The sequence below is a fragment of the Lentzea waywayandensis genome (assembly GCF_900115955.1).
Lineage (GTDB): Bacteria > Actinomycetota > Actinomycetes > Mycobacteriales > Pseudonocardiaceae > Lentzea > Lentzea waywayandensis.
In genome coordinates, this window is the sequence record NZ_FOYL01000013.1 from 111,626 (window position 1) to 136,933 (window position 25,308).

At 68.6% G+C, this 25,308-nt stretch carries 25 protein-coding genes; 14 read left to right on the forward strand and 11 right to left on the reverse strand.

Translation table 11 applies throughout. From position 1 onward, the window contains the following. Positions 1-17: 17 nt before the first annotated feature. From BM417_RS36845 to BM417_RS36865, 5 genes are all read left to right on the forward strand, one after another. Positions 18-1,046 carry a terpene synthase family protein gene (locus tag BM417_RS36845; RefSeq protein WP_093604121.1) on the forward strand — a complete coding sequence of 343 codons (1,029 nt, stop codon included), beginning with the start codon at positions 18-20 and terminating at the stop codon, positions 1,044-1,046. Positions 1,047-1,107: 61 nt separating this feature from the next. Next, entirely contained in the window at positions 1,108-2,508 is a 1,401-nt protein-coding gene (locus BM417_RS36850; RefSeq protein WP_218164681.1) for a family 2B encapsulin nanocompartment shell protein, read from the forward strand. Between the two features lie 15 nt (positions 2,509-2,523). Continuing rightward, positions 2,524-3,558, forward strand: coding sequence for a family 2 encapsulin nanocompartment cargo protein polyprenyl transferase (locus BM417_RS36855; protein ID WP_093604466.1), 1,035 nt, complete (start codon positions 2,524-2,526; stop codon positions 3,556-3,558). 22 nt (positions 3,559-3,580) lie between these two features. After that, entirely contained in the window at positions 3,581-4,522 is a 942-nt protein-coding gene (locus BM417_RS36860) for a 4-hydroxy-3-methylbut-2-enyl diphosphate reductase (protein ID WP_093604125.1), read from the forward strand. Beyond that, positions 4,512-6,218 (forward strand): 1-deoxy-D-xylulose-5-phosphate synthase, encoded by a 1,707-nt coding sequence (locus BM417_RS36865; protein WP_093604127.1) that lies wholly within the window; start codon positions 4,512-4,514, stop codon positions 6,216-6,218. Before BM417_RS36860 ends, BM417_RS36865 begins: the two co-directional genes overlap by 11 nt. Here BM417_RS36865 and BM417_RS36870 read toward each other — a convergent pair. Both BM417_RS36870 and BM417_RS36875 read right to left on the reverse strand, forming a co-directional pair. Continuing rightward, positions 6,181-7,356 (reverse strand): acyltransferase family protein, encoded by a 1,176-nt coding sequence (locus tag BM417_RS36870; RefSeq protein WP_177320804.1) that lies wholly within the window; start codon positions 7,354-7,356, stop codon positions 6,181-6,183. The two genes, BM417_RS36865 and BM417_RS36870, sit on opposite strands and share 38 nt — an antisense overlap. A 57-nt stretch (positions 7,357-7,413) precedes the next feature. After that, positions 7,414-8,022: a TetR/AcrR family transcriptional regulator gene (locus BM417_RS36875; RefSeq protein ID WP_093604131.1), complete on the reverse strand. Its 609-nt coding sequence runs from the start codon at positions 8,020-8,022 to the stop codon at positions 7,414-7,416. 90 nt (positions 8,023-8,112) lie between these two features. Here BM417_RS36875 and BM417_RS36880 point away from each other — a divergent pair, with 90 nt between their 5' ends. Further along, positions 8,113-8,973 (forward strand): alpha/beta fold hydrolase, encoded by an 861-nt coding sequence (locus tag BM417_RS36880; RefSeq protein ID WP_093604133.1) that lies wholly within the window; start codon positions 8,113-8,115, stop codon positions 8,971-8,973. A gap of 51 nt (positions 8,974-9,024) precedes the next feature. On the opposite strand, the gene BM417_RS36885 is transcribed toward BM417_RS36880, so the two are convergent. Next, positions 9,025-10,146 carry a citrate synthase gene (locus BM417_RS36885; protein ID WP_093604135.1) on the reverse strand — a complete coding sequence of 374 codons (1,122 nt, stop codon included), beginning with the start codon at positions 10,144-10,146 and terminating at the stop codon, positions 9,025-9,027. Positions 10,147-10,188: 42 nt separating this feature from the next. On the opposite strand from BM417_RS36885, the gene BM417_RS36890 reads away from it, so the two are divergent. Beyond that, positions 10,189-11,298, forward strand: coding sequence for a citrate/2-methylcitrate synthase (locus tag BM417_RS36890; RefSeq protein WP_093604468.1), 1,110 nt, complete (start codon positions 10,189-10,191; stop codon positions 11,296-11,298). Here the strand turns inward: BM417_RS36890 and BM417_RS48205 are convergent. Beyond that, a complete protein-coding gene (locus tag BM417_RS48205) occupies positions 11,291-11,440 on the reverse strand; it encodes a hypothetical protein (RefSeq protein ID WP_177320805.1) in 150 nt (49 codons plus the stop codon). The two genes, BM417_RS36890 and BM417_RS48205, sit on opposite strands and share 8 nt — an antisense overlap. 70 nt (positions 11,441-11,510) lie before the next feature. Between BM417_RS48205 and BM417_RS36895 the strand changes: the two genes are divergently transcribed. Next, positions 11,511-12,455: a helix-turn-helix domain-containing protein gene (locus BM417_RS36895; RefSeq protein WP_093604137.1), complete on the forward strand. Its 945-nt coding sequence runs from the start codon at positions 11,511-11,513 to the stop codon at positions 12,453-12,455. Here BM417_RS36895 and BM417_RS36900 read toward each other — a convergent pair. Then, positions 12,360-12,893 carry a MarR family winged helix-turn-helix transcriptional regulator gene (locus tag BM417_RS36900; RefSeq protein ID WP_093604139.1) on the reverse strand — a complete coding sequence of 178 codons (534 nt, stop codon included), beginning with the start codon at positions 12,891-12,893 and terminating at the stop codon, positions 12,360-12,362. The genes BM417_RS36895 and BM417_RS36900 overlap by 96 nt on opposite strands. A 94-nt stretch (positions 12,894-12,987) precedes the next feature. Between BM417_RS36900 and BM417_RS36905 the strand changes: the two genes are divergently transcribed. Then, positions 12,988-13,545 (forward strand): YceI family protein, encoded by a 558-nt coding sequence (locus tag BM417_RS36905; protein ID WP_093604141.1) that lies wholly within the window; start codon positions 12,988-12,990, stop codon positions 13,543-13,545. Here BM417_RS36905 and BM417_RS36910 read toward each other — a convergent pair. Further along, positions 13,532-14,350, reverse strand: coding sequence for a universal stress protein (locus tag BM417_RS36910; RefSeq protein WP_093604143.1), 819 nt, complete (start codon positions 14,348-14,350; stop codon positions 13,532-13,534). The two genes, BM417_RS36905 and BM417_RS36910, sit on opposite strands and share 14 nt — an antisense overlap. A gap of 84 nt (positions 14,351-14,434) precedes the next feature. On the opposite strand from BM417_RS36910, the gene BM417_RS36915 reads away from it, so the two are divergent. Then, entirely contained in the window at positions 14,435-15,085 is a 651-nt protein-coding gene (locus tag BM417_RS36915; RefSeq protein WP_093604145.1) for a response regulator, read from the forward strand. Positions 15,086-15,244: 159 nt separating this feature from the next. On the opposite strand, the gene BM417_RS36920 is transcribed toward BM417_RS36915, so the two are convergent. Further along, on the reverse strand, positions 15,245-16,870 hold the full coding sequence (locus BM417_RS36920; RefSeq protein ID WP_407656194.1) for a sensor histidine kinase: 1,626 nt from the start codon (positions 16,868-16,870) through the stop codon (positions 15,245-15,247). 198 nt (positions 16,871-17,068) lie between these two features. Between BM417_RS36920 and BM417_RS36925 the strand changes: the two genes are divergently transcribed. Beyond that, positions 17,069-17,719 (forward strand): nitroreductase family protein, encoded by a 651-nt coding sequence (locus BM417_RS36925; protein ID WP_093604147.1) that lies wholly within the window; start codon positions 17,069-17,071, stop codon positions 17,717-17,719. A gap of 19 nt (positions 17,720-17,738) precedes the next feature. Here BM417_RS36925 and BM417_RS36930 read toward each other — a convergent pair whose 3' ends face one another. The 3 genes from BM417_RS36930 to BM417_RS49505 all read right to left on the reverse strand — a co-directional run bounded on the left by BM417_RS36930 (position 17,739) and on the right by BM417_RS49505 (position 20,303). Continuing rightward, complete coding sequence (locus BM417_RS36930; RefSeq protein WP_245822468.1) at positions 17,739-18,413, reverse strand: family 16 glycoside hydrolase; 675 nt, start codon at positions 18,411-18,413, stop codon at positions 17,739-17,741. A gap of 123 nt (positions 18,414-18,536) precedes the next feature. Then, positions 18,537-19,694, reverse strand: coding sequence for a hypothetical protein (locus BM417_RS36935; protein ID WP_093604151.1), 1,158 nt, complete (start codon positions 19,692-19,694; stop codon positions 18,537-18,539). 81 nt (positions 19,695-19,775) lie between these two features. Next, on the reverse strand, positions 19,776-20,303 hold the full coding sequence (locus BM417_RS49505; protein WP_143138967.1) for a CGNR zinc finger domain-containing protein: 528 nt from the start codon (positions 20,301-20,303) through the stop codon (positions 19,776-19,778). A 117-nt stretch (positions 20,304-20,420) separates the two neighbouring features. Between BM417_RS49505 and BM417_RS36945 the strand changes: the two genes are divergently transcribed. Then, on the forward strand, positions 20,421-20,855 hold the full coding sequence (locus BM417_RS36945) for a nuclear transport factor 2 family protein (protein WP_093604155.1): 435 nt from the start codon (positions 20,421-20,423) through the stop codon (positions 20,853-20,855). Between the two features lie 5 nt (positions 20,856-20,860). Continuing rightward, entirely contained in the window at positions 20,861-21,541 is a 681-nt protein-coding gene (locus BM417_RS36950; protein WP_093604472.1) for an MOSC domain-containing protein, read from the forward strand. Here the strand turns inward: BM417_RS36950 and icmF are convergent. Beyond that, positions 21,538-24,744 (reverse strand): fused isobutyryl-CoA mutase/GTPase IcmF, encoded by a 3,207-nt coding sequence (gene icmF / locus BM417_RS36955; RefSeq protein ID WP_093604157.1) that lies wholly within the window; start codon positions 24,742-24,744, stop codon positions 21,538-21,540. The genes BM417_RS36950 and icmF overlap by 4 nt on opposite strands. 137 nt (positions 24,745-24,881) lie before the next feature. Between icmF and BM417_RS36960 the strand changes: the two genes are divergently transcribed. Beyond that, positions 24,882-25,223, forward strand: a complete 342-nt coding sequence (locus tag BM417_RS36960) for an iron chaperone (RefSeq protein WP_093604159.1) — start codon at positions 24,882-24,884, stop codon at positions 25,221-25,223. Positions 25,224-25,308 lie beyond the last annotated feature (85 nt).

Sequence of the window (25,308 nt, forward strand, 5' to 3'; positions counted from 1 at the left end):
AGGTTCCCTCGTTCGACATGCCTTTCGCCGCAAGGCTTTCACCGCACGTCGACCGCGTCCGCCAGCACACCAGGACGTGGGTGCGGGACATGGGCATGCTCGGCGGCGTGCCGTGGACCGAGGCGTTCTACGACGCCGCGGACTACGGCGGCTTCGGCCCGCTGACCCACCCGACGGCGTCCCTGGACGACCTGAAGCACGTCAACGACTGGCACACGTGGGGTTTCTACGTGAGCGACGCGTTCCGGGACGGCTTCCTCCGGCCGCGCAACGTCGCGGGCGGCAAGGCGTTCGTGGCGGCGTTGAAATCGGTGCTGAGCGGTTCGCTCCCATCGTCGAACCCGGCGGAGAGAGGCCTGGCCGACCTGGTCTCGCGGTCCACTTTGGACAACGAGGACCAGGAACACCTGGTCGAGTTCTTCGACGCGTTGCTGTGGGAGCTGCACAACACCGCGCAGGGCCGGGTGCCCGACCCGATCGACCTGGTGGAGATGCGGCGCCGGTCGATCGCCACGGAGCTGTCCGCGAAGCTCGCTCGCAAGTCCGTCGGCGCTGAGCTGCCCGCGGAGTTGTTGCGCAACAGCACGATGCGGGCATTGGTGGACTCGTTCGGCGACGTTCCCGCGCTGCGTCAGGAGATCGTCGGCTTCGACCACACCTACGCGACTGCGGGCAGCACGACCAGCGCTGTTCTTGCCGTGCAGCAGTTCTTCGACTGCGAGGTGCAGCAGGCCGTGTCGGTCGTGGCCGACCTGATCGCGGCCAGGTTGCGGCAGATCGGCTCGATCCTCGGTGAGCTGCCGTCCATCGCCGACGAGTACGGCCTCGACGCGGAGGCCAAGGCCGGGTTGTCCCGGTACGTCGAGGCTTTGAAGTCGTGGCTGGCCGGTGAACTGCTGTGGACACAGCGATCCGGTCGATTCAGCTACTCCCCGGTCCCCACCCGGAAGTCGTTCCACCGGCCGTCCGGTCTCGGCACGCGGTCGCTTTCGATTCAACCGCAAGGGCGCGGTCAGGTCACGCCGACGAAAAGCGTGTCGGCGTGACCTGACCGCTCTTCTAGTTCGTTAGTTCCATCCCAGCACCAACAGATTGGCAGGACTTCCAGTGACTGTTACCGATCCGGGCCTTGGGGTCGAGGGCGGGCAGCTGAGCCTTTCGACGAAGGCGGCCCGCAACCTCTCGACGACCACCAAGTCCGCACCGCAGATGCAGGGGATCTCGCCCCGGTGGCTGCTGCGCATGCTGCCCTGGGTCGAGGCGAAGGGTGGTGCGTTCCGCGTCAACCGCCGGCTCACCTTCGCGATCGGCGACGGCCGGGTCACGTTCACCTCGGTGGGTTCCGAGGTGCGGATCGTGCCGCAGGAACTGGCGGAGTTCGTGCTGCTGCGCGGGTTCGACGACGAGGCGGCGCTCACCGCCGTCGCGAACCGCTTCGAGCAGCGCGAGTACCTGCCGGGTGAGGTGATCGCGCACCGCGGCGAGTCCGTCGACGAGATCATCGTCATCGCGCACGGCAAGGTCACCAAGACCGGGCTCGGCGAGTACGGCGACGACGTGGCGCTGGGCACGATCGCGGACGGCGAGTACATCGGCGACGAGCCGGTCCTGTCCGGCGCCGACAAGAACTGGAGCTTCACCGCGCGTGCGTTGACGCCGACGACGGCCGTCGTGCTGTCGCGGGCGGCGTTCCGGCAGCTCAACGGGCAGATCGAACCGTTGCGCGACCACATCGCGCAGCAGCTGGCGAACCCGACGAACGCGTCGAACAAGCACGGCGAGGCCGAGATCGACATCTCGTCCGGCCACGACGGCGAGCCGACGCTGCCCAGCACGTTCGTCGACTACGAACTGCGGCCCCGTGAGTACGAACTCTCGGTGGCGCAGACCATCGTGCGCGTCCACACGCGTGTCGCGGACCTCTACAGCCAGCCGATGGACCAGGTCGAGCACCAGTTGCGGCTGACCATCGAGGCCCTGCGCGAGCGGCAGGAGTTCGAGCTCATCAACAACAAGGAGTTCGGCCTGCTCGCCAACGCCGACCTCAAGCAGCGGGTCAGCACCACCTCGGGCCCGGTGACGCCGGACGACATGGACGAGCTGATCTCGCGGCGCCGCAACACCAAGCTGATCCTGGCCCACCCCAAGGCGATCTCGGCGTTCGGCCGGCAGCTGTCGTCGCGTGGCCTGTACGTGCCGACCGTGGAGGTCGAGGGCAAGCAGCTCCAGTCGTGGCGGGGCATCCCGATCGCGCCGTGCGACAAGATCCCGGTCAACAAGAACGGCACCACGTCGATCATCGCGATGCGGCTAGGCGAGGAGAAGCAGGGCGTCGTCGGCCTGCGCCAGACCGGCATCCCGGACGAGTACGAGCCCGGCCTCAACGTGCGGTTCATGGGCATCGACGAGCACGCGATGCTCAAGTACCTGGTGTCCACGTACTACTCGGCGGCCGTGCTGGTGCCGGACGCGCTGGGTGTGCTGGAGAACGTGGAGATCGGTCTCTAAGTCATGACAGCCGAGATGACCGAACCACTGGCGGCCGGACGGCCGGCCGGTGAGGTGCTCGCGTGGAGCCGGAGCCTCGTGCTTCCGGCTCTGCGCAAGGCCGTCGACCAGCTGCCGCCGTCGATGCGGACGATCGCGGAGTACCACCACGGGTGGCGCGACGAGTACGGCAACCCGGTGCTGGAGAACGGCGGCAAGGCAATCCGTCCCGCGTTGGTGCTGCTGGCGGCCGAGGCCGTCGGCGGCGCCGCCTCCTCCGCCGTCCCGGCGGCGGTCGCGGTGGAGCTGATCCACAACTTCTCCCTGCTGCACGACGACGTGATGGACCGCGACACGACCCGGCGCCACCGGGCCACGGCGTGGACCGTGTTCGGCGTCAACGCGGCGATCCTGGCCGGGGACGCGCTGCAGATGCTGGCCGTCGACGTCCTCGCGGGCTCAGGGCATCCGCGTGCCCTGGAAGCGATCCGGACGCTGGGTGACGCCACGGTGGCGTTGCTCGACGGGCAGGCGTACGACCTGGACTTCGAGACGCGCGATGACGTGCGGGTGCCCGAGGTCGAGCAGATGGCCCGGGGCAAGACCGGTGCTTTGCTGGGCGCCTCAACGGCTCTGGGCGCTCTGTACGGCGACGGGTCCGACGAGCAGGTCGAGGCGATGCGCGGCTACGGCGCCGAGCTGGGTCTGGCGTTCCAGCACGTGGACGACCTGCTCGGCATCTGGGGCGACCCGGCGGTGACCGGCAAGGCCGTGCACTCGGATCTGGTGAACCGCAAGAAGTCCCTGCCCGTCGTCCGTGCGCTGAACGCCGGCGTTCCCGCCTCCGCGGAGCTGGCGTCGCTGTACTTCGGCGAGCAGGAGATGAACGCGGAAGCGCTTGCGCGGGCGGCATCCCTGGTCGACCTGGCCGGTGGTCGCGCGTGGAGCCAGACGCAGGCCGACGAACTCCACACGCAGGCGCTGGTTCATCTCGGCGAGGCCTCACCGACCGCGCGTGCGGCGGTGGAGCTCGGCACGCTCGCCCAGCTGGTCACCCACCGGGACCACTGAGTCCCCTTCTGGAAGGCACTAGATGACGGAACATCCGCCGCGTTCGGTGCTGCTCGCCTCACCCCGGTCGTTCTGCGCCGGGGTGGAGCGCGCCATCGAGATCGTGGAACGACTGCTCGACCAGCGCGGCGGCCCCATCTACGTGCGCAAGCAGATCGTGCACAACATCCACGTCGTGCGTTCGCTGGAGGCTCGTGGCGCCGTGTTCGTGGAGGAGCTGTCCGAGGTGCCTTTCGGCGCCACGGCGGTCTTCTCCGCGCACGGCGTCTCCCCCGCCGTGCGGGCTGAGGCTCGGGAACGCTCGCTGGACGTGCTGGACGCGACCTGTCCGTTGGTGACGAAGGTGCACGCCGAGGCGCGGCGCTTCGCCGAACGCGGCGACACCATCGTGCTGATCGGGCACGCCGGGCACGAGGAGGTCGAGGGCACGTTCGGCGAGGCTCCCGACCAGATGGTGCTGGTGGAGACCGTGGCGGACGTCGAGGCGCTGGAGATCACCGGTCCGGTGTCCTACCTGACGCAGACGACGCTGGCCGTGGACGAGACGGCCGAGGTGGTCGAGGCGCTGGAGCGGAAGTTCCCGCAGGTGCGCGGCCCCGGTTCCGACGACATCTGTTACGCCACCACGAACCGGCAGGTCGCCATCCGCGAGGTCGCCGAGCGGTCGGACCTGGTGCTGGTGGTGGGGTCGAAGAACTCGTCCAACTCGGTGCGGATGGTCGAGCTCGCGGCCCGTGGCGGCACTCCGGCCTATCTGATCGACGACGCGTCGGAGATCGACCCGGCGTGGCTTTCCGGCGTGACGTCCGTGGGTCTGTCGGCCGGTGCTTCGGCGCCCCCTGAACTGGTGGACGAGGTCGTGGCCACGCTGGAAGCGTTGGGTTCTGTCTCCGTGTCGACGCACACGACCGCGACGGAGACGATCGCCTTCACGTTGCCGCTGGCGGTGCGCCGTGCTGGCTGACATCACCTCGCCCGCGGACGTCCGGGCGCTCTCCACGTCCGAGCTTTCCCCGCTGGCTTCCGAGATCCGGTCCTTCCTGATCTCCAAGGTGCACCGGACCGGCGGCCACCTCGGCCCGAACCTGGGTGCCGTCGAGCTGACGATCGGGGTGCACCGGGTCTTCTCCTCACCCACCGACGTGGTGCTGTTCGACACCGGGCACCAGTCGTACGTGCACAAGATGCTGACCGGCCGTTGCTCCGACTTCGACTCGTTGCGCCAGGCCGGCGGCATGTCCGGCTATCCGTCCGCCGCCGAGTCGGCGCACGACGTCATCGAGAACTCGCACGCCTCCACCGCACTGTCCTATGCGGACGGTCTGGCCAAGGCGTTCGAGCTCGGCGGCACCGACCGCCGCGTCGTCGCCATCGTCGGTGACGGCGCGCTGACCGGCGGGATGTGCTGGGAGGCCCTGAACAACATCGGCGGCTCCTCGCGTCCCGTGGTGGTGCTGCTGAACGACAACGGCCGCTCCTACGACCCGACGGCCGGTGGTTTCGCGGCGTCCCTGCTGGCCGGTTCGGCGCGGCACCTGTTCGAGGCGCTGGGTCTGGCCTACATCGGCGAGGTCGACGGGCACGACGTGCACGCCGTCGAGAACGCCCTGTGGGAGGCCAAGTCCCTCGGCCGTCCGGTAGTCGTGCACTGCAAGACGGTGAAGGGCAAGGGGTACGAGGCCGCGGAGTCCGACGAGGCCGACCGCATGCACGCCGTCGGCGCGTCCGGTGCCTCCAGCGGGCGGACCTGGACCGACGCGTTCTCCGACGAGATCGTGGCGATCGGCGCGGAACGTCCGGACGTCGTCTGCCTGACCGCGGCGATGCTGGAACCGGTGGGGCTGCGGCCCTTCTCCGAACGCTTCCCGGCGCGCGTGTTCGACGTCGGGATCGCCGAGCAGCACGCCGTGACGTCTGCCGCCGGCATGGCCATGGGCGGCCTGCACCCGGTCGTCGCCGTCTACGCGACGTTCCTGTCCCGTGCGTTCGACCAGTTGCTGATGGACGTGGCCCTGCACCGGCTCCCGGTGACGTTCGTGCTGGACCGCGCCGGCGTGACCGGCCCGGACGGCGCGTCGCACCACGGCATGTGGGACGCCTCCGTGCTGCCCGTCGTGCCCGGCCTGCGCCTGGCCGCACCCCGCGATCCGGCATCGCTGGCCGCACTGCTGCGCGAGGCCGTCGAGGTGTCGGACGGTCCCACGGTCGTGCGGTACCCGAAGGCCGCTGTCGGCCCGGACGTGCCCGCACTCCGGCGCGTGAACCACTTCGACGTGCTGCGCGAGGAACCGGACGCCGAGGTGCTGCTGATCGCGGTCGGCCCTCTCGCCGGCCCGTGCCTGGCCGCGGCGGAGGAACTCGCGGGGCACGACGTCCGCGTCACCGTGGTCGACCCGCGCTGGACCGCTCCCCTGGACCCGCACCTGGTCAAGTACAGCGGCCGGCACCGCCTGGTCCTCGCGGTGGAGGACACCACGTCGACCGGTGCCCTGGGCGCACGCCTGGGTCAGGCCCTGGCCGGTTCCTCGACCTGCGTGGCGACTTTCGCGCTGCCACCACGCTTCCTGCCACACGACTCCCGCGCGCGCATCCTGCGAGCGCACGGCCTGGACGCCGCCGGCATCACGACGAGCGTGCTGAAGCGCCTCGGCGCGAAGTGACGAACCAGCCGATGGCGAACGACAACGCGATCGCCCCCGCACCCACCAGCGGCGCCTTCACCTCAGCGGGAAGGTGCAGCGGGCGCAGGGCGGTCGCGAGACTGAGCAGAATCGGCCCCTGCACGACGAACGCGACGTAGGCGGACCGCGCCAGCCCCTCCGCGAAGGGCCCCTGGCGCGTCAGCCGGCGTTGCGCCAGCCCGATCAACCACAAACTGCCCGCCACCACGAGGATCCCCTCGATGAGGGCGAGGGTCGCGGCCTGCCAGGTGAGTCCGCCGAGGAACGGTTCCGCGTTCTTGGCCAGATCCAGCACGCCCATGAGCGCGGCCGCGATCGGCAGGACCGCGATCGTCCCGACGACGACGTTGCGGGTCATCCGGTAGATCTCGTCCGGCACCCGTTCCGCGAGCTTGTGCCCGCCGATCGCCCCCAGCAGCAACATCCCCAGGCACTGCGGCCACCACCACAGGTGCAGATCGCCGACCTGCCCGCTGCGCGCCGGAAAGACCAGTCGCGTCAGGAAAGTCGTCCCCGCCACGATCATCGTCATGCCCACGACGGTCCGCGGCGTGATGGTGCGCTCTGTGCCGATTCCTAGAAGCGAAGGCCTCGGTCGTGAGTGTTTTCGGCCGCCCTCGCGGCCGAAAACACTCACGACCGAGGCGATTGGCGGCGCCAGCGCGATCGCGATGCTGAAGATCAGCAACACCCCGACGAACCACAACGACCCGCTGTCCAGGAACGGCTGCCGACCCGTGAACGCCTGCCACCACGAGACGTCCCGCCCGGCCCCGTTGTAGGCGATCCACACGAACGTAGGCCAGACCACGACAGCACTGACCACCCACGGCGTCCCCAGCCGCACGAGCCGTTCGGCGATGAACCGCTGCCGCCCTTTGCGCTCGATGGAGCCGGGCGTGAAGATCCCCGCCATGAAGTAGAAGGTGCCCATGAAGAACAGCCCCGACGGCCCGATCAACGCCGCCAGCACCGTCTCGACGCCGGGATGGAACGTGACCTCGTTGACCTCGTCGTACGGCCAGCCACCGATCGCGGCGTAGCCCAGCAGCGCGTGGCCGCCGATGACCCACGCCACGAGGATCACCTTCAGGTTGTCCACAGCGGACAATCTCATGGTTTTCATGGTCCGCTTCGCGACGCGATCACGCCAGCGGCCAAGGGGCGGACCTCGCTAGCCGGCCTCACTGCCGAACAGCTGGCCGAGCCGGTAGTCGACGATCTCCTCGGCCTGCTTCGCGTCGTAGACGTCGACCAGCATCGCGCTGAGGAGGCCGCCCGTCATGGTCGCGAGCGCGTCCGCCTCCAGTTGGAGGTCGAGGTGTGGTGGCACCCGGTCGCGTTTCCGGGCGAGTCCGAGCTGGTCAACGAGCAGGCGCACGAGGAAGGGCATCATCGCCTGCTGGTCCGGCGACTGACCGCCGCGCGTGACGTCCAGCGCGAAGTAGGCGATCTGCACCGCGCAGAGCACGCGGCTGCGCTCGTCCGTCGGCAGGACCGCGAGCAGACATGCCCGCATGACCGCGCGTTCGTCACCCGTCCGCATCGCCTCCGTGATGCGGTGCCCGGCACGTTCGGCGCCCAGCTCGGTGATCCTCTGCCACGCGTGCCGCAGCATCTCTTCCTTGGTCGGGAAGTAGTACTGGATCTGGAACATCGACACGCCCGCCTCCGCCGCGACCGCGCGCAACGTCACCGACTGAAGGCCTCGTGTCGAAGCGATCCGGAAGAGCGCCTCCGCGAGGTCACGCCGTTTCTCCTCGTGATCGACGCGCTTCGGCATGTGATCACTGTGTCACAACGACCGGTGTCGACGAGCACCGCGCGACGCTGTTACATTGCATCTGCATTAGAAAAACTACCTGGGGGTGTGATGGTCGGGAAGTTCGTGGACCAGAAGGCACAGGAGCGGTACTTCGCCACCTACGAGGCGATCCGCCGGAAGTGGCCGGTGCCGTCGGAGGAACTGGACGTGGAGACGCGGTTCGGCTCGACCCGCGTCCGGCGCAGCGGCACCGGTTCGCCGATAGTCCTGCTGCCCGGCGCGATGGGCACGTCGTTGTCCTGGTACTTCTACGCGGCCGAACTGGCGGCGCGGCACACCGTGTACGCCGTCGACACGATCGGTGAACCGGGGCACTCGGTACAGACCCGGCCCTTGGAGAGCACCGACGACGAGGCGGACTGGCTCGCCGACGTCCTCGCGGGCCTCGGCCACGAGAAGGTCCACCTGGTCGGGATCTCGCGCGGCGCCTACCTGGCCCTGAACCTCGCCACCCGGCGTCCCACCGGGGTCGCCGGCGTCCTCGCGTTCGAACCGGGCGGGTTCGGGATCGCCTTCCTGAGGTTCGTCCTCTGGAGCATCGGCGAGCTCGCCCGCTGGTGGCTGCCCGCCGCGATCCTGCGCCGGGTCAGCGCCGGCGATCCCGCCGTGCGCCACACGATGCGCCCGCTGGTGTTCCGCGGCCTCAGGTACAAGATCCAGATGGCTCCGCTGCACGAGTTCACCGATGACGAACTGCGGTCGATCGACGTGCCCACCTACTTCGTCCTGGGCGAGCGCTCGCTGCTCAACGCGCGGGAACTCGCCTCGCGCGTCGAGTCGCTCGTCCCGCGCGTGCGCACCGAGATCGTGCCGGGGGCGACCCATGCGCTGAACCTGGAGGAACTTGAGCTGACCACCGCGCAGATCCTCGCCTTCGCCGGGGAGAACCACGCCGGCCTGCCGGACTGAACGAGCTCTGCGGTGCCAGGCGTCCTGGGGGTCGCCTGGCGCTTCACACGGCTACGGCCTGTCCCCCGTGTACACGCCCATCGTCCGGAACCTCAGGCCCGGCTCCCGGTACTCCTCCATCGCGTGCGCGATCCACCCCACGATCCGCGCGATCGCGAAGATCGCCTCGCCTGCGTCCGGCGCCATCTTGAACAACAGGGCGAACTGGGCGAGCGCCAGGTCGACGTTCGGGAACGTCTGCGGCTGGGTGGCGATCACCTTGTCCGCCACCAGGTCGCCGTGGCTGCGCAGCAGGGCGAAGAGGTGGTCGGCGCGCGGGTCGCGGGACTGGTAGACGCGGTGGCCGAAGCCCGGGATCGGCTGGCCGGAGCGCAGGTGCTCGGCGACGGTGCCCATCGGGTCGGACTGGGCCTGCAGCAGGAACCGGTACGCGATCGTGGTGGCGGCGCCGTGCTTCTGGCCCTCCATGGCGCCCATGCCCGCGGACACGACGGCGTACGGGTTGGCGTGGGCGGAGGCGGCGACCCTGGCGGCCATGGTCGAGATGGCCAGGTCGTGGTCGGCCAGCAGGATCAGGGCGGCGTTGAGGAGGTCCGGCTGGGCAGGCTCCGGCGAGAGGCGGGCCCACAGGCGTTCGGCGATGTCGGTGCCCTGAGGCCTGCCCACCAGTGGCAGGGACTCGACGACGTCGGCGATCAGGGACTTGGCCGTGGTGACGGCCCGGTCCAGGTCGTAGCGCAGCGGGTCGCCGACGCTGGCCAGGGCGATGGCCACGCGGACCCGGTCGGTGAGGGTGGCGCTGTCGGGCAGGGCCATCCAGATCTCCTGGCCCTCGGGGAACTGCATGCCCGTCGAGTCGATCTCGGTCCACAGCCAGTGCGCGACGTCCTCGAAGCGCTTGGTGCTCGAGAGTTCAGGAACGGACCGGCCGCGGTAGTGCAGGCGGTCGTTCTCCAGCAGGGAGATGCGGGTGCGGATGCGATCCGTCACAGCGGCCACTGCTCCGCGCGCACCAGTGCGCTGCGCCAGGGCCTCCACCTCGGCGACGCCGAACATGCTGTGGCGGTTCACCTTCGTGCTGGTCAGGTGGCCGCGGCTGACGTACGCGTAGACCGTCGCCGGTTTCACGCCCAGGCGGCGAGCAGCTTGATTCGTCGTCAACATTGATTCCATCAACGTTGACTGTACAAGACATGTTGACGGAGCCTGGTGTCCATGTTGATTGATGCACCCAAAGGGCTTAAAGACGTCGTCGTCACCACGACCCTGATCGGGGACGTGAACGGTGCCGCGGGCTACTACCACTACCGCGAGCACGACGCGATCGAACTGGCCAGGACGCGGTCGTTCGAGGACGTGTGGTTCCTCTTCGCGGAGGGCAGACTGCCGAACCCGGACGAGTCCGCGCTGTTCGCCCGCCAGACCGCCGAACTGCGCACGCTGCCCGCGGCGATCCGCGAGGTGCTGCCCGCGGTCGCGCGGTCGGGGTGCACGGCGCTGGCCGGGCTGCGGACCGCGTTGTCGATGCTGCCGGCGCAGCCGATGTGGGACGCGCCGATGAGCACCAGGAAGGCGGACGCGCTCAAGGTCAGCGCGCTGACGCCGACGATCCTCGCGGCACTGCACCGGCTCAAGCTCGGACTTGATCCCGTCAACCCCAGGGTTGATTTGTCCACGTCGGCGAACTGGTTGTACATGTTGACTGGACAGGAACCGTCGACATGGGCGAGTCGTGCTGTCGAGCAGTACCTGATCGCCACGATCGACCACGGCTTCAACGCGTCGACGTTCACCGCGCGCGTGGTCGCGTCGGCGGGAGCGGACGTCGTGTCGGCGGTGACGGCGGCGATCGGGACGTTCTCCGGGCCGCTGCACGGGGGCGCGCCGGACCGCGCGCTGGAGGCGCTCGACCTCATCGGGACGCCGGACAACATCGACGCCTGGGTGCGGGAGCGCATCGAGCAGGGCGACCGGATCATGGGGTTCGGGCACGCCGTCTACAAGACCGAGGACCCGCGAGCGCGTCTGCTCAAGGAGATCGCGCTCGAGAAGCCCACGAGGCTGACGGAGTTCGCGGTCACCGTCGAGCGGAGGGTCACCGAGCTGCTGGCCGAGCTCAAGCCCGGCCGGCAGCTGTACGCGAACGTGGAGTTCTACGCCGGCGTGGTGATGGAGCAGTGCGGCATCCCGCGCGAGATGTTCACGCCGACGTTCGCGTGCAGCCGGGTGATCGGGTGGTGTGCCAACGCGCTCGAACAGTCCGAGGACACGAAGATCATCCGCCCGGTCGCCCGCTACACGGGACCAGCACCACTCATCAGGTGAGGTACCGGAGGTCGTTGCGCACTCGGGTGCGGTCACGGTCGTTGACGTCGGAGGAGCCTGCCAGGCCGGCGGTGCGGTCGCGGTGCCGGTCGAGCCAGACGGAGAGTGCTGCCACTGCCAGGACGATCGCTGCAAGAGTCATGTCATAAATGTATGGTCATCAATATCCCGCCAACAGTGGCAGATCTGACGACGCGCGCTAATATCCTGCCATGCTGGCTTCGGTGGCGGTTCCCCTCATCGACGGCGTCGCGCCGTTCGAGTTCGGCCTGCTCTGCGAGGTGTTCGGCATCGACCGGACCGAGGAGGGCGTGCCGCTGGTCGACTTCCGCGTGTGCGGGGAGCTTCCGAACCAGCCCGTGCCGACGAGCATCCGCGGCGTGAGCATCACGCCGGAACACGGGTTCGACGCGCTGCAGAGCGTCGACCTCGTCGCACTGCCCGCCGCGCGCGTCCGCGACGAGTACCCGGAGAAGCTCGTCAAGGCGCTCCGGGAGACCGGCGCGACGCTGCTCAGCGTGTGCAGCGGGGCGTTCATCCTCGGCGCGGCCGGGCTGCTCGACGACCGGAACTGCACGACGCACTGGCGTGAGGCGCGGCAGTTCCAGGAGCGGTTCCCGAAGGCCCGCATGGACCCGGACGTGCTGTTCGTGGACGACGGCAACATCATCACCAGCGCCGGCACCGCGGCGGGCATCGACGCCTGCCTGCACCTGGTCCGGCGCGAACTGGGCACCAAGATCGCCAACATCATCGCGCGCCGGATGGTCGTGGCCCCGCAGCGCGACGGCGGCCAGCGGCAGTTCGTGGAGCTCCCGATCCCGGAGTGCAGTTCCGACAGCCTGGAGCCGGTGCTGGAACAGGTGCTCGCCACGATCGCGGACAACCACACGGTGGCCACGATGGCGAAGCTCGCCGTCATGTCCGAACGGACTTTCGCGCGCAGGTTCGCCGCGGAGACCGGCACCACCCCGAACAAGTGGCTGTCACTCCAACGGGTACTTCACGCGCGCAGGCTGCTCGAGGAGACCGACCTGGACGTCGACGCGGTCGCGACCAGGTCAGGCTTCGGGACAGCCGCCCTCCTCCGGCACCACTTCCATCGGGTCGTCGGCATCGCACCGAGCGATTACCGCCGCGCATTCTCCTGTCGTTAGGCGGGTGAAGATCTTCTCGGAGATCTCCCGCAACGCCTGCACCTCGGAGTCGTCGAGCAGGTCGAACACCAGCTTGTTGACCGTCTCGGCGTGCGCGGGCGCAGCCGCCTCGATGGCCGACCGTCCCTGGTCCGTCAGTACGACGAACGACCCGCGCCCGTCGCTGCGGCAGTTCTCCCTGCGCACCAGGCCGCGCTTCTCCATCCGTGCGACGTGATGCGAGATACGGCTCTTCTCCCAGTGCAAATACCGTGCGAGCTCCAACACGCGTACGCGTTCGTCAGGCGTGTCGGTGAGCTGCACCAGCACGGCGAAGTCAGCCATCGAGATGTCCGAGTCGACTGACATTTGCCTGCTCAGATGCGCATTGAGCTCCCCCTGCATGCGGACGTAGGCACGCCACGCCCGCTGCTGCTCAGGTTCCAACCATCGTGTCACTGGTTCAGCATACGGGAATAGTTGACACATCATCCACGTTCGGGCAGGGTGAGTGACACTTCAACCAAATCGAGCAACCGAAGGACTTGACACCATGACCACCGCCACCAACCTCTCCGAACTGACCGGCGACTACGTCATCGACGCCTCGCACTCCCGCATCGGCTTCGTCGCGCGCCACGCGATGGTCACCAAGGTTCGCGGTGCGTTCAACGAGTTCGACGGCAAGATCTCCATCGACGGTGACAAGCCGGACAACACCACCGCCGAGGTGACCCTGAAGGTCGCGAGCATCGACACCCGCAACGCGCAGCGCGACGGTCACCTGACCACCAACGACTTCCTCGCCGTCGAGGAGTACCCGGAGATCAAGTTCGTCTCGACCTCCGCCAAGCAGGTCGACGACGACAACTTCGAGATCACCGGCGACCTCACCATCAAGGACGTCACCAAGAGCATCACCATCCCGTTCGCCTTCGAGGGCGTGGCCGTCGACCCGTTCGGCAACACCCGCGTGGGCTTCGAGGGCTCGCACACCATCAACCGCAAGGACTACGGCGTGACCTGGAACGCCGCCCTGGAGACCGGTGGCGTGCTGGTGAGCGAGAAGGTCGTCCTCGAGTTCGAGATCTCGGCGATCAAGCAGGCCTGACGACGGCCACCGGGCACGGGGCGTGGTAGATCAGGGCCTGCGAGGTAGATCCGAGCAGCATCCCGGCGAATCCACCACGCCCCCGGGACCCGACGACGAGCAGGCCGGCCCGTTGCCCGAGGTCCATCAGCAACGGAATCGGCCGCTCCCCCACCACGAGCTGGTCCACCGCGACGTCCGGGTACTTCTCCGCCCACCCGGACATGCGCGCGTTCAGCAACGACGACTGCTCGTCGACGTGCGCCATCGCCGCCACCAGCGGCACCCCGGACGCCGCCGCTTCCTCGAACGCGAAGCCGATGGCCGAGTCCGATTCGGGTGAGAGGTCGACACCCACCACCACGGGCCCGTCGTGCTGCTGCGCTCGTTCTTTTGGCCATCGCACCACCACCACGGGACACTCACCGTGAATCGACAGCGCCACGGCCGTTGAGCCGACCAACGCTCCGGTGAACCCGCCCAGTCCGTGTGACCCCACCACCACCTCGCGTGCGCGTGCAGACTCCGCGATCAACACGGGCGTGGGGTGTTCCATGCGCAAGTCGTGCTCCACGGACACATCAGGTGCTTCTGCCCGTGCGACGGCAACGGCCTGAGAGAGCCACATCCGCCCTTGGTCGTACATGGCCGAGCGCAGGTCACGCGCCGATGAGATGACCTCTGGATACCCGCGCGTCGGCAACGTGTACGCGTGCACCAGCCGCAACGGCGCATCGTGGTGCATGCACGCCCGCGCGGCCCACGCCACCGCGGCCAGCGCGGACGAGGAACCATCGACTCCGACAACGACGGGCAGACCGCTCATGATCCCAAAGTAGGCCCGATCGTCGCAGTGAGCCGCGTGCCGTTGGTCCCCTCATGTCAGGGTCTTTGGGCTACCGTGGCCCTCATGGCGACGCGTGTTTTCCTCGTCGACGACCACGAGATCGTCCGCCGCGGCATAGCGGACCTGCTCGGCGAGGAGTCCGATCTGGTGGTGGTCGGTGACGCCGCGTCGGTCACGGAGGCCCTGGCCAAGGTGCCGGGCGCTCAGGCCGACGTGGCGGTGCTCGACATCCGGCTTCCGGACGGCAACGGCATCGAGCTGTGCCGCGAGCTGCGCAGCCGTCTCCCGGGCCTGCAGTGCCTGATGCTGACGAGCTTCGCGGACGACGAGGCCCTCTTCGACGCGATCATGGCCGGCGCCTCCGGCTTCGTGCTGAAACAGATCCTCGGCGCCGACCTGGTCAACGCCGTCCGCACCGTCGCGGCAGGACAGTCCCTTCTGGACGCCCGCACGACTTCCGCGCTGCTCAACCGAATCCGCCGCGAACGCGAGGAGGGCGACCCGCTGCGCATGCTCAGCGAGCAGGAGCGCACCGTCCTCGACCTCATCGGCGAAGGCCTCACGAACCGGCAGATCGCCGAGCGCATGTTCCTCGCCGAGAAGACGGTCAAGAACTACGTCTCCCACCTGCTCGCCAAGCTCGGCATGCAACGCCGCACGCAGGCCGCCGTGTTCGCGTCGCAGTTCCGCAAGGACGTCGACAAGCCGCACTAAGCCGTGTCCTGTAAGTCCGTTCGATGAGAGTCACGGGCGAGAGACCCGGAGGCGGTGCCGCCGGAACGCCCTCATACCGGGCGTATTCGGGCGTTTCGGCGGTGCCGTCTCCGGGGCCCTCGGCCGCGACTATCGCGGACGAGATTTACAGGACACGGCCTAGTTCAGGGGTACGCGCCAGACGACGCAGGCGCCGCCACCCTCGGTCGCGCGCACCTCGAGCGACCCGGCGAACATGGACGCGCGGTGGGCGAGGTTGCGCAACCCGCTCCGGGCGGCGTCGGCCGGAATACCGACCCCGTTGTCCTGCACGGTGATCACCACGTCCTCGCCGGCGTCGATGAGCACCGTCAGCTCGGTCGCGGACGCGTGCCGGACGCAGTTCGTCACGGCCTCGCGCACCACGGCCTCGACGTGTTCGGCCAGTTCCGGGGGCACCGAGTTGTCCACGGTGCCGGACATGCGGACGGACGGCTTGAGGTCCGTCGCCTCGGTCAGGCCGGCGACGAGGTCGAGGAGCCTGCGCCGCAACGAGGTGTTGTCCGTCGAGTGCAGGTCGAAGATGGACGTGCGGATCTCGCGGACCGTCTCGTCCAGCTGCTCGACGGCGGTCCGCAGGCGGGCGGCCACGTCGGGTTCGGTGACGCGGCGCATGGTGGCCTGCAGGGTGAGGCCGGTGACGAACAGCCGCTGGATGACGTGGTCGTGCAGGTCGCGGGCGATGCGGTCGCGGTCCTCCAGCACGTCGAGCAGGCGTTGCGAGCGTTGTTGCTCGGCGAACTCCAGGGCGACGGCCGCCTGGTCGGCGAACGAGGCCAGCATCGGCACCTGGTCGGGCAGGAACCGCGTCTCGCCGCCGAGGCGCAGCACGACCAGCGCGCCCGTGACACCCATCTCGGAGCGCAGTGGCACGGCGAGGGCGGGGCCGAACGCCGTGCCCAGGTCGTCCACCAGCAGCGGGACGCCGGAGCGGATCACCTCGTCGACGGCGTAGTCGGCGGCGTTGAAGTTCTCGATCTTCACGCCCGCGCTCGCGGCGATGGACAGCGGCGTGTGATGGCCGTCGCCGAGCACGACGAGGGCCGAGTCGGCGCCGGCGATCTCGACGGTGCGCTGGGTGATCAGGCGCAGCGCGTACTCGCCGGACGCGCCGCCCAGAAGTTCGGAGTTGACCTCGCCGATCGCCTCCAGCCACCGCTCGCGCATGCGGGAGCGTTCGAACAGGCGGGCGTTCTCGATCGCGATGCCCGCGGCCGCGGCGAGGGCCTGCAGCACGGCCTCGTCGTCGGCGGTGAACTCGGCGCCGTCGATCTTCTCGGTCATGTAGAGGTTGCCGAACACCTCGTCGCGCACACGTACGGGCACGCCCAGGAAGCTGTGCATCGGCGGGTGGTTGGGCGGGAAGCCGACGGACATCTCGTGCCGTGCGAGGTCGCGCAGGCGCAGCGGCGTCGGGTCCTTGATGAGCAGCCCGAGCAGGCCCTTGCCCTCGGGCAGGTGGCCCATCGACGCGCGCGTCACCTCGTCCACCCCTACGTGGAGGAACTCGGAGAGGTCGTCACGGGTGCCGAGCACGCCCAGCGCGCCGTAGCGGGCGCCCACGAGGTCGGCGGCGGCCTGGACGATGCGCAGCAACGTCGGCTCGAGTTCCAGACCCGACGCGACGGCGAGCATGGCGCCGAGGAGCTCCTGCATCTGGTCGCGGGTGGTGACGATCTCGTCCATGCGGTCTCGGACCTCGTCGAGCAGCTCGTCGAGGTCGCGGCGACCAGGCACGTCAGGCACGCCGCCTAGATTCGCACATTTTCCGGCAACGCACGGCCAGGGCCTGTTTCAAGGTCTCTTTCGAGGAGAGTCGCGGCCGAGGTGGTTCCCGGTGGCCGCCCCGGCCCGGGCTGTCGTGAACGAGACACTGAAACCGGCCCTAGCAAGAGAGGACCTTCGACCGTGGCCGATCTACGTCCCCGGTCGGAGAGTGAGCACATGACGATCGCCGTACCCGGCTCACTCGGACTCGCGGGTGAGGACGTGCGCGCCGTCCTGGCGCTCGCGAGGGACTCAGTCTCAGGCGTGCGGTTCGAGGTGCGGCCCGAGCAGATCGAGCTGCACACCTCCACTCCGCACGGCCGGGAGACGCGTGTTGCCTGCGGGGTCGCGTTGCTCAACGTCCGGCTGGCGTTGCAAGGGCACGGCATCCGTCCACTGGTGACGTTGCTGCCGGGGCCGAGCGCGCACGACTCGGCCGCGGCCATCAGGCTCGGCGGGTATCAGGAGCCGAATCCGGACGTGCTGGCGTTGCTGCACTCACTGCGCACGAACCGTCGCGCGTGGACGGCGTTTCCCGAGCTCGCCTCCTGGCGCGGGTTGCTGTCGCGGGCGGCCGAGGTGGAACGGGCGTGGCTGCACGTGCGCAGCGGGACCGAGCTGGTGCTGTGCACGTTCAACCAGGGTGCGGCGGCGGAGATCCGTGCGGGGCAGGCGATGCAACGCGTGATCCTGACCGCGGGGACGATGGGGTTCGACGTCTCCCCCGCCGTCGCCGCGGTGGACCTGTCCGCGTTGCGCGCGGACCTGCGCCAGTGCCTGGGCAGCACGCTGGTGCCGCAGATGGTGCTGCGGCTGGGCGCGCAGTAGACCACGCCCAGCAGCACGATCAGGTCGTGATGAACTTCGTCGGGTCGGCCACGGGCGACTCGACGACGAGGTCCTTGTACTCGTCCTCGATGCCCTTGTTGTGGATCTGGATCGCCAGCGGGGCTTCGCGGCCCGCGGGTTCCTTCTTGTCCTCGAACTTCAGGACCTCCTGCGCCTTGCACTTCGCCGCGCCGTCGGGCAACGGGCAGCACGCCATGCGCGCGATTCCGGTGTCACCGTTGGCGAGGATCTCGCACTGCGCCCACTTCTTCACGTCCCAGCTCGGGTGCGGGTACTTCGTGAACAGCTTGCCGCCGCCGTTGTTGTGGCCGGGCCGGTAGTCCCACGCGCCACCGTTGGGCGGCTGGAACTGGATGGCGCCCAGGCCGTTCAGAGCCGGGGTCGCGATCTTGCCCCAGATCAGCACGGTCGGCTTGTGGTTGCCGGAGACCTGGCGCAGCTTGAAGATCCAGCGGAAGCTCTTGTACTGCTGCTTGTTGTAGTAGATCCAGCCGCGCGAGGCGTTCTTCTGGCTGTGGATCGCGCCGTTCTTCACGACGAACGCGTCCTTGGCGTGCATGGTCCAGCCGTCGAGCGTCTTGCCGTCGAACACGGGCACCAGCACGGGATCCGCGGCCTGCGCCGGCGTCGTGCCGGCCACCAGTGCCAGCACGAAGGCAGCGACTATCCACAATGGACGACGAAACATTTGCTACCGTCCTCGGCTCCGAGGGATTTCGGCAGCGACGGTGACCTCACCGTAGAACCGAGACATCGGAGCAGTCAACGGAAACGCGTGTTTCTGAAAACGGACAATCTAGCGGACCATCACCGCCTTCCAGAGCAGCCGAGCCAGTTCCGGATGACAGATGTCGTTGTGCGCACCGGCGATTCCGTCGATGCGGCGGATCACCGACGTGCAGTCGACGTTGTGCACCTGCCCGCGCTGAAGCTCGCCGGGAGATCCGATGTTGTGGCCGTGGGCGTAGGTACCCTGCACGCCGTGCGAGCCGAGGCCGCCGTACTTCGGGTACTCGTCCAGGTCGACCTGGCGGCCCGAGCGCGCGGCCAGCGGGTAGAACCTGCCGATGGCGTAGTCGTTCGACGACGTGGTGACGATGATCGGGCCGGGCACGCGCCCGAGCACGCCGCGGAAGTAGCCGGAGCCGGGTTCGCCGGGCAGCCGTTCCGCGAACGACCACAGCGACATCGCGCCCTGCACCAGGGTCAGCGTCGCGGCGGGCACCACGTTCGCCATGGCGGTCGCGGTGATGCAGCCGAAGCTGTGACCCATCAGGTGGACGCGCGCGTTCGGCGCGGCCTGGGCGACCTCGCGGGCGATCCTCGCGGCGCCGCTCTCGCCGAACACCTTGGCGCGGCGCTTCATCTTCCAGAAGGTCAGGATCCGCAACGGCGACAGGATCCCGCCCAGGGCCGGATCCTCCAGGCACGCGCGGTAGAGCTGCTCGGCGTCGAACGTCATGCCGTCCTCGCCCGGCAGGTCGGGAACCGAGCTCTCCAGGTAGTCGTAGGCCTGCTTGACCGAGCCCGACATCCGGCACGGATGTTGCCGCGCGGCCTCGACGATCGTGCGCACCGCGGCCGTGCGTCCGGCACCTCCGCCGAGACGCTGGGCCTGGGCGTTGATGAACTCGTCCGACCGCACGTCCTCGTCGCCCCACGCCTTCGAGGGCCAGTGCAGGCCGACGAGCAGGGACTTGAAACCGCCCGGAAGCCGGTGTGCCGCTTCACGTTCGGCGCGGCAGTCGGCCATCGTCGCGACCCACCGCCCGTACTGTTCGCGGGCGGCCGGCACGTCGCCGTTCCACCCGTGGATGAAGAAGAAGACGTCGGTGACACCGCGGCGGGCGTCGTACAGGACGTCCGCGCTGTCGCGCCCCCGCTCGTTGCCTGTCTCGTCGAAGCAGACGAGGTGATAGCTGATGTCGTGACCTGGCACGGATTCTCGGGACATCGCGGATCACCACCACACAAAACGCGCCCAACTGTTGTCCGTTTAATCGGAACTGAGGCGGCTCATGTTTACCCCCGCTGATCAGGAAAACCCGTTCGGACCAGGGGATTCACCCCGATTGCGCCGGTAGTGGCGGGCCGCGCGGACCCTGTTGCCGCACGACGGCGAGCACCATTCACGGCGCGGATGGTCCTTCACGAAGTACAGCACGCAGCCCGGCGCATAACAGGCGCGCAACAGAAGCCTGTTCTCACCGGTGAACAGCTCCACGGCCTCCGCAGCGATCGAGGCGCGCTCACGATCCGCGAGCGAGCCCTCACTTTCGTTGAGCCGCAACAGTTCCCCGTCGCGCACGGTCAGCTGCGGCCACCGCTGCGCACTGCGCGCCGCACGGTTGACCTCACCCACGGCCCGTTCGAGGTCACGATCCTGCGCGACCGGACGCGTGTCCTCGGTGAGCACGCCCGCGAGGTCCCGAAGCGCCTGCCGCAACGAGCGGAACGCCGTCAGGTCGGCCTGGTCCGCCGGCACGCCCAGAAAATCGCGGAGCCCACCGACAGTCGTCAGGTCGTCGTGCACCTGCGACCGATTGGCCCAAACGGTGTTCATCAGCAGGACCGGACGGGGTTCGTCGGGGGTCAGCACGTCTAACGGTAACACAGGCTTGCATCCATTAGAATCTCGTTCTAACGTTTGCAGCGTCGCCCAACCGTTGGAAGGACCGTCGTGAAACTCGTTCCCCCGTTCGACGCGGAGACCGCCCGCCTCAAGGTGCAGGCGGCGCAGGACGCCTGGAACACGAAGGACCCGCGGCGCGTCGCCGGCGCCTACACGCCGGATTCGGTGTGGCGCAACAGGTCCGAGTTCGTCCACGGCACCGACGAGATCGTCGCGTTCCTGACGAAGAAGTGGGAGCGCGAGCACGAGTACGTGCTGCGCAAGTCGCTGTGGGCGTTCGGCGACAGCCGCATCGCCGTGCGCTTCCAGTACGAGTGGCACGACGACGAGGGCCAGTGGTGGCGCAGCTACGGCAACGAGAACTGGGAGTTCGCCGAGTCCGGCCTGATGAGCAGGCGCGAGGCGAGCATCAACGACGTGAAGATCGCCGAATCCGAACGCCGCGTCGACCCCGGCTCGACCTACGAGATCCCGGCGGAGTGACGACCATGCACGTCAAGGCGTTGTGGCGCTTCCCGGTGAAGTCACTGGGCGGCGAAGAGCTCCAGCAGGCCACGTTCACCCCGGACGGAGTGGAGGGCGACCGGCTGGTGCACGTGCAGGGCCCGCGCGGCGTCCTGACCGGCCGCACGCGGTACGGACTGCTCACCATCCCCGCCACCACCGGCCCGGACGGCCCGTTGGTCGACGGACATCCGTGGGACAGCTGGCAGGCTCACGAGAAGGTGCTGCCGTACGGCGGCAGGCTGACCCGCTACACCGGACCGGAGCGCTTCGACGTGCTCAACGTCCTCGTCGCCACGGACGGCCAGGTCGAGGCCGCGGGCGTCGACGTGCGGCGGCTGCGGCCCAACATCCTCATCGGCGGCGTCGAGGCCGGCGAGGAGGACGGCTGGCCGGGCCACGCGCTGGTGGTCGGCGACGTCGTGATCGGGATGTACCAGAAGCGCGCCCGGTGCGTGGTCACGACGATCGACCCCGACACCGGCGCGCAGGACCTCGACGTGCACCGGCGCATCCGGCACGAGTTCGGGGGCGTGCTGTGCCTGGACAGCTGGGTGATCCAGCCGGGCGTGGTCGACGTCGGTGACCCGGTGGAGCTGGTGCCGACCGACGAGCTACCCGACCGCATCGGCGGGTGGATCGTCGGCCGGCCCTACGCGGTCTAGATGTTGCGGCGGTACTGCCCGCCGACCTCGAAGAACGCCTCGGTGATCTGGCCGAGCGTGCAGACGCGGGCGGCGTCCATCAGCACGGCGAACACGTTCTCGTTCGTCTGCGCCACCTCACGCAGGCGCGCCAACGCCTTCTGGGCCTCGTCGCGGTGCGCCGCCTGGTACGCGCGGGTGCGGTCGACCTGTGACTCCTTCTCCTCCTCGGTGGCGCGCGCGAGCTCGATCTTCACGACCTCGCGCGTGCCGTCCTCCGGCAGGAAGGTGTTGACGCCGATCAACGGCAGCGAGCCGTCGTGCTTGCGCTGTTCGTAGAGCATCGACTCGTCCTGGATGCGGCCGCGCTGGTAGCCGGTCTCCATCGCGCCGAGCACACCGCCGCGTTCGGAGATGCGGTCGAACTCCAGCAGCACGGCCTCCTCGACGAGGTCGGTCAGCTCGTCGATGACGAACGAGCCCTGCAGCGGGTTCTCGTTCGCCGAGAGGCCCCACTCCTTGTTGATGATCATCTGGATGGCCATCGCGCGCCGGACGGACGACTCCGTGGGAGTGGTGATCGCCTCGTCGTAAGCGTTGGTGTGCAAGGAGTTGCAGTTGTCGTACAACGCGCAGAGAGCCTGCAACGTCGTGCGGATGTCGTTGAAGTCCATCTCCTGCGCGTGCAGCGAACGCCCGGACGTCTGCACGTGGTACTTGAACTTCTGCGAACGCTCCGCGGCGCCGTAGCGGTCGCGCATGGCCACGGCCCAGATCCGGCGTGCCACCCGGCCGATGACGCTGTACTCGGCGTCCATGCCGTTGGAGAAGAAGAACGAGAGGTTCGGCGCGAAGTCGTCGATGTTCATGCCGCGCGCCAGGTACGACTCGACGTAGGTGAAGCCGTTGGCGAGGGTGAAGGCGAGCTGGCTGATGGGGTTCGCCCCGGCCTCGGCGATGTGGTAGCCGGAGATCGACACCGAGTAGAAGTTGCGGACCTGCTGCTGGATGAACCACTCCTGGATGTCCGCCATCATGCGCAGCGAGAACTCCGTGGAGAAGATGCAGGTGTTCTGGCCCTGGTCCTCCTTGAGGATGTCGGCCTGAACGGTGCCGCGGACGTTGGCCAGCGCGAACGCCCTGATCCTGTCGTGTTCCTCGGCGGCAGGCTCGCGGCCCTCCTTCTCCGTGAAGACGCCGACCTGCTGGTCGATCACGGTGTTCAGGAAGTAGGCGAGGATCGTGGGCGCCGGGCCGTTGATCGTCATCGACACGGACGTCGTCGGCGCGACGAGGTCGAAGCCGTCGTACAGGGCCTTCATGTCGTCCAGCGACGCGATCGAGACGCCGGAGGTGCCGATCTTGCCGTAGACGTCCGGCGGGGTGTCGGGGTCGCGGCCGTAGAGCGTCACGGAGTCGAACGCCGTGGACAGGCGCGTGGCCGGGTTGCCCTTCGACAGGTACTTGAAGCGGCGGTTGGTGCGGAACGCGTCGCCCTCGCCCGCGAACATGCGGGCCGGGTCCTCGCCCTCGCGCTTGAACGGGAAAACGCCTGCCGTGTACGGGAAGAAGCCCGGCAGGTTCTCCTTGCGCAGGAACCGCAGCAGCGAGCCCTCGTCGTCGTAGCGCGGCAGGCTGACGCGGCGGACCTGGTTGCCGGACAACGTCTCCCGCGTCAGCCTGGTGTGGATCTCCTTGTCCCGCACCTTGAACACGAGCTCGTCGCCGGAGTACTGCTCCACCGTCGCCGGCCACGCCTGGAGCAGGTCCGCGGTGTCCCGGTCGACCTTGCGCTCGGCGTCGCCGGCCAGCTCGGCGATGTCCGTGACGCCCTTGCCCGCGGCTTCCAAAGCCTTCTGCGCCGCGGAGAGCTGGATGTGGGTGCGCACCGCGCCGACCTGTTCGTCGGTCTTGCGGTGGTAGCCGCGCACGGTGTCCGCGATGTCGGACAGGTAGCGCGCACGAGAGGCGGGCACGACCGTGGACGCCGATGTCGACGTCTTGCCGTTGACCGTCGTGAGAGAGCCCTCTTCCACGGCAAGACCGTGTTCGACCAGTCCGTCACGCAGGAACTGGTAGAGCGCCGTCACGCCGTCATCGTTGAACGTCGCGGCGGACGTGCCGTAGACCGGCATCTCCTCCCACTTGACGCCGAACGCCTCGCGGTTGCGCACCATCTGCCGTGCGACGTCACGGCGCGCGTCCTCGGCGCCGCGGCGTTCGAACTTGTTGATCGCCACGGCGTCCGCGTAGTCCAGCATGTCGATCTTCTCGAGCTGCGACGCGGCACCGAACTCCGGCGTCATCACGTACAGCGAGAAGTCAACGAACGGCACGATGGCCGCGTCACCCTGACCGATACCGGGCGTCTCGACGATGACCAGGTCCGCACCGGACGCCTTGCACGCCACGATGGCCTGCTCCAGGCCGTCCGGGATCTCACTGCCCGCACGGCGCGTGGCCAGCGAACGGAAGAACACGCGGTCGCCGTCGAGGCAGTTCATCCGGATGCGGTCGCCGAGCAGTGCGCCACCACCACGGCGGCGCGTCGGGTCGACGGCGAGCACGGCGATGCGCAGCTTGTCCTGCTGGTCGAGCCGGAACCGGCGGACGAGCTCGTCGGTGAGCGACGACTTGCCGGAGCCACCGGTGCCGGTGATGCCGAGAACCGGCACCTTGCGGGTGGTCTCGATGCCTTCGGCCGTGCCGGCCTCGATGTGCGTGATCGCGCGCGCCAGGGCCTCGTCCGCCCCCGTCAGCAGCGCGTCGTGACTGAACGGCGCGGTGAGCGCGTGGTCGCACTCCTCGATCATCAGGTTGATCATCCGCGCGAGGCCGAGCGTCTGCCCGTCCTGCGGCGAGAAGATCCGCGCGACCCCGCGCGAGTGCAGCAGCTCGATCTCCTCGGGGACGATGACGCCGCCACCGCCGCCGTAGACCCGGATGTGCCCGGCGCCGCGTTCGCGCAGGAGTTCGACCAGGTAGGAGAAGTACTCGACGTGCCCGCCCTGGTACGCGCTGATGGCGATGCCCTGAGCGTCCTCCTGGATCGCCGCGTTGACGACCTCCACCACCGACCGGTTGTGCCCGAGGTGGATGACCTCCGCACCCTGCGACTGCAGGATCCTCCGCATGATGTTGATAGCCGCGTCGTGGCCGTCGAACAGGCTGGACGCGGTCACAAAGCGCACCGGGTTCACCGGCTTGTGCAGAGTGGTCGCCATGAGAATAGTTTGACTTCCTACTATTGGACGTGCAACTGAGCGTGGTCCAGGTCTCTGTATCGAGCAGGAAACGACATGATCGCGGCATCTGCCACAGGTTCGCTCGCGGAGCACTTCGCCCAGGTAGCGTGCGCGGCATGGCCGACGTGGACGACTACTTCGCCTCGCTCGACGCCCCGGCGCGGGCCGCGTTCGAACGGGTCAGGGCGCTCGCGGAGGAGTTGGCACCGGACGCGGAGCAGGGCCTGAGCTACGGCCTGGCCGCGCTTCGGCACAAGGGCAAGCCGCTGCTCGGGTTCAAGGCGGCGAAGGACCACCTGGCAGTGTTCCCGTTCAGCCCGGCCGCGGTGGACGTGGTGCGCGAGCGGCTGACCGGCTACTCGCTGTCCAAGGGCACGATCCGGTTCACGACGGACATGCCGCTGCCCGACGACGTGGTGCGCGACCTGATCCGCCAACGCCTCGGCGAGATCGGCTAATGCGGCTGCGAACGAGGCGGCCGGCAGCGGAAGAACGCTTGATGATGTTGTACCGGCGGTACTTGCGGACGCCGGTGGCCGCAGC

Bases quoted from the DNA above. Each gene is read 5' to 3' on its own strand.
- BM417_RS36885 (WP_093604135.1), bottom strand. From the start codon at position 10,146: ATGGAATCAATGTTGACGACGAATCAAGCTGCTCGCCGCCTGGGCGTG.
- BM417_RS36880 (WP_093604133.1), top strand. From the start codon at position 8,113: ATGGTCGGGAAGTTCGTGGACCAGAAGGCACAGGAGCGGTACTTCGCC.
- BM417_RS36855 (WP_093604466.1), top strand. From the start codon at position 2,524: ATGACCGAACCACTGGCGGCCGGACGGCCGGCCGGTGAGGTGCTCGCG.
- BM417_RS36860 (WP_093604125.1), top strand. From the start codon at position 3,581: ATGACGGAACATCCGCCGCGTTCGGTGCTGCTCGCCTCACCCCGGTCG.
- BM417_RS36925 (WP_093604147.1), top strand. From the start codon at position 17,069: ATGACGATCGCCGTACCCGGCTCACTCGGACTCGCGGGTGAGGACGTG.
- BM417_RS36935 (WP_093604151.1), bottom strand. From the start codon at position 19,694: ATGTCCCGAGAATCCGTGCCAGGTCACGACATCAGCTATCACCTCGTC.
- BM417_RS36960 (WP_093604159.1), top strand. From the start codon at position 24,882: ATGGCCGACGTGGACGACTACTTCGCCTCGCTCGACGCCCCGGCGCGG.
- BM417_RS36950 (WP_093604472.1), top strand. From the start codon at position 20,861: ATGCACGTCAAGGCGTTGTGGCGCTTCCCGGTGAAGTCACTGGGCGGC.
- BM417_RS49505 (WP_143138967.1), bottom strand. From the start codon at position 20,303: ATGAACACCGTTTGGGCCAATCGGTCGCAGGTGCACGACGACCTGACG.
- BM417_RS36915 (WP_093604145.1), top strand. From the start codon at position 14,435: ATGGCGACGCGTGTTTTCCTCGTCGACGACCACGAGATCGTCCGCCGC.
- BM417_RS36910 (WP_093604143.1), bottom strand. From the start codon at position 14,350: ATGAGCGGTCTGCCCGTCGTTGTCGGAGTCGATGGTTCCTCGTCCGCG.
- BM417_RS36890 (WP_093604468.1), top strand. From the start codon at position 10,189: ATGTTGATTGATGCACCCAAAGGGCTTAAAGACGTCGTCGTCACCACG.
- icmF (WP_093604157.1), bottom strand. From the start codon at position 24,744: ATGGCGACCACTCTGCACAAGCCGGTGAACCCGGTGCGCTTTGTGACC.
- BM417_RS36870 (WP_177320804.1), bottom strand. From the start codon at position 7,356: ATGAGATTGTCCGCTGTGGACAACCTGAAGGTGATCCTCGTGGCGTGG.
- BM417_RS36895 (WP_093604137.1), top strand. From the start codon at position 11,511: ATGCTGGCTTCGGTGGCGGTTCCCCTCATCGACGGCGTCGCGCCGTTC.
- BM417_RS36905 (WP_093604141.1), top strand. From the start codon at position 12,988: ATGACCACCGCCACCAACCTCTCCGAACTGACCGGCGACTACGTCATC.
- BM417_RS36845 (WP_093604121.1), top strand. From the start codon at position 18: ATGCCTTTCGCCGCAAGGCTTTCACCGCACGTCGACCGCGTCCGCCAG.
- BM417_RS36875 (WP_093604131.1), bottom strand. From the start codon at position 8,022: ATGCCGAAGCGCGTCGATCACGAGGAGAAACGGCGTGACCTCGCGGAG.
- BM417_RS48205 (WP_177320805.1), bottom strand. From the start codon at position 11,440: ATGACTCTTGCAGCGATCGTCCTGGCAGTGGCAGCACTCTCCGTCTGG.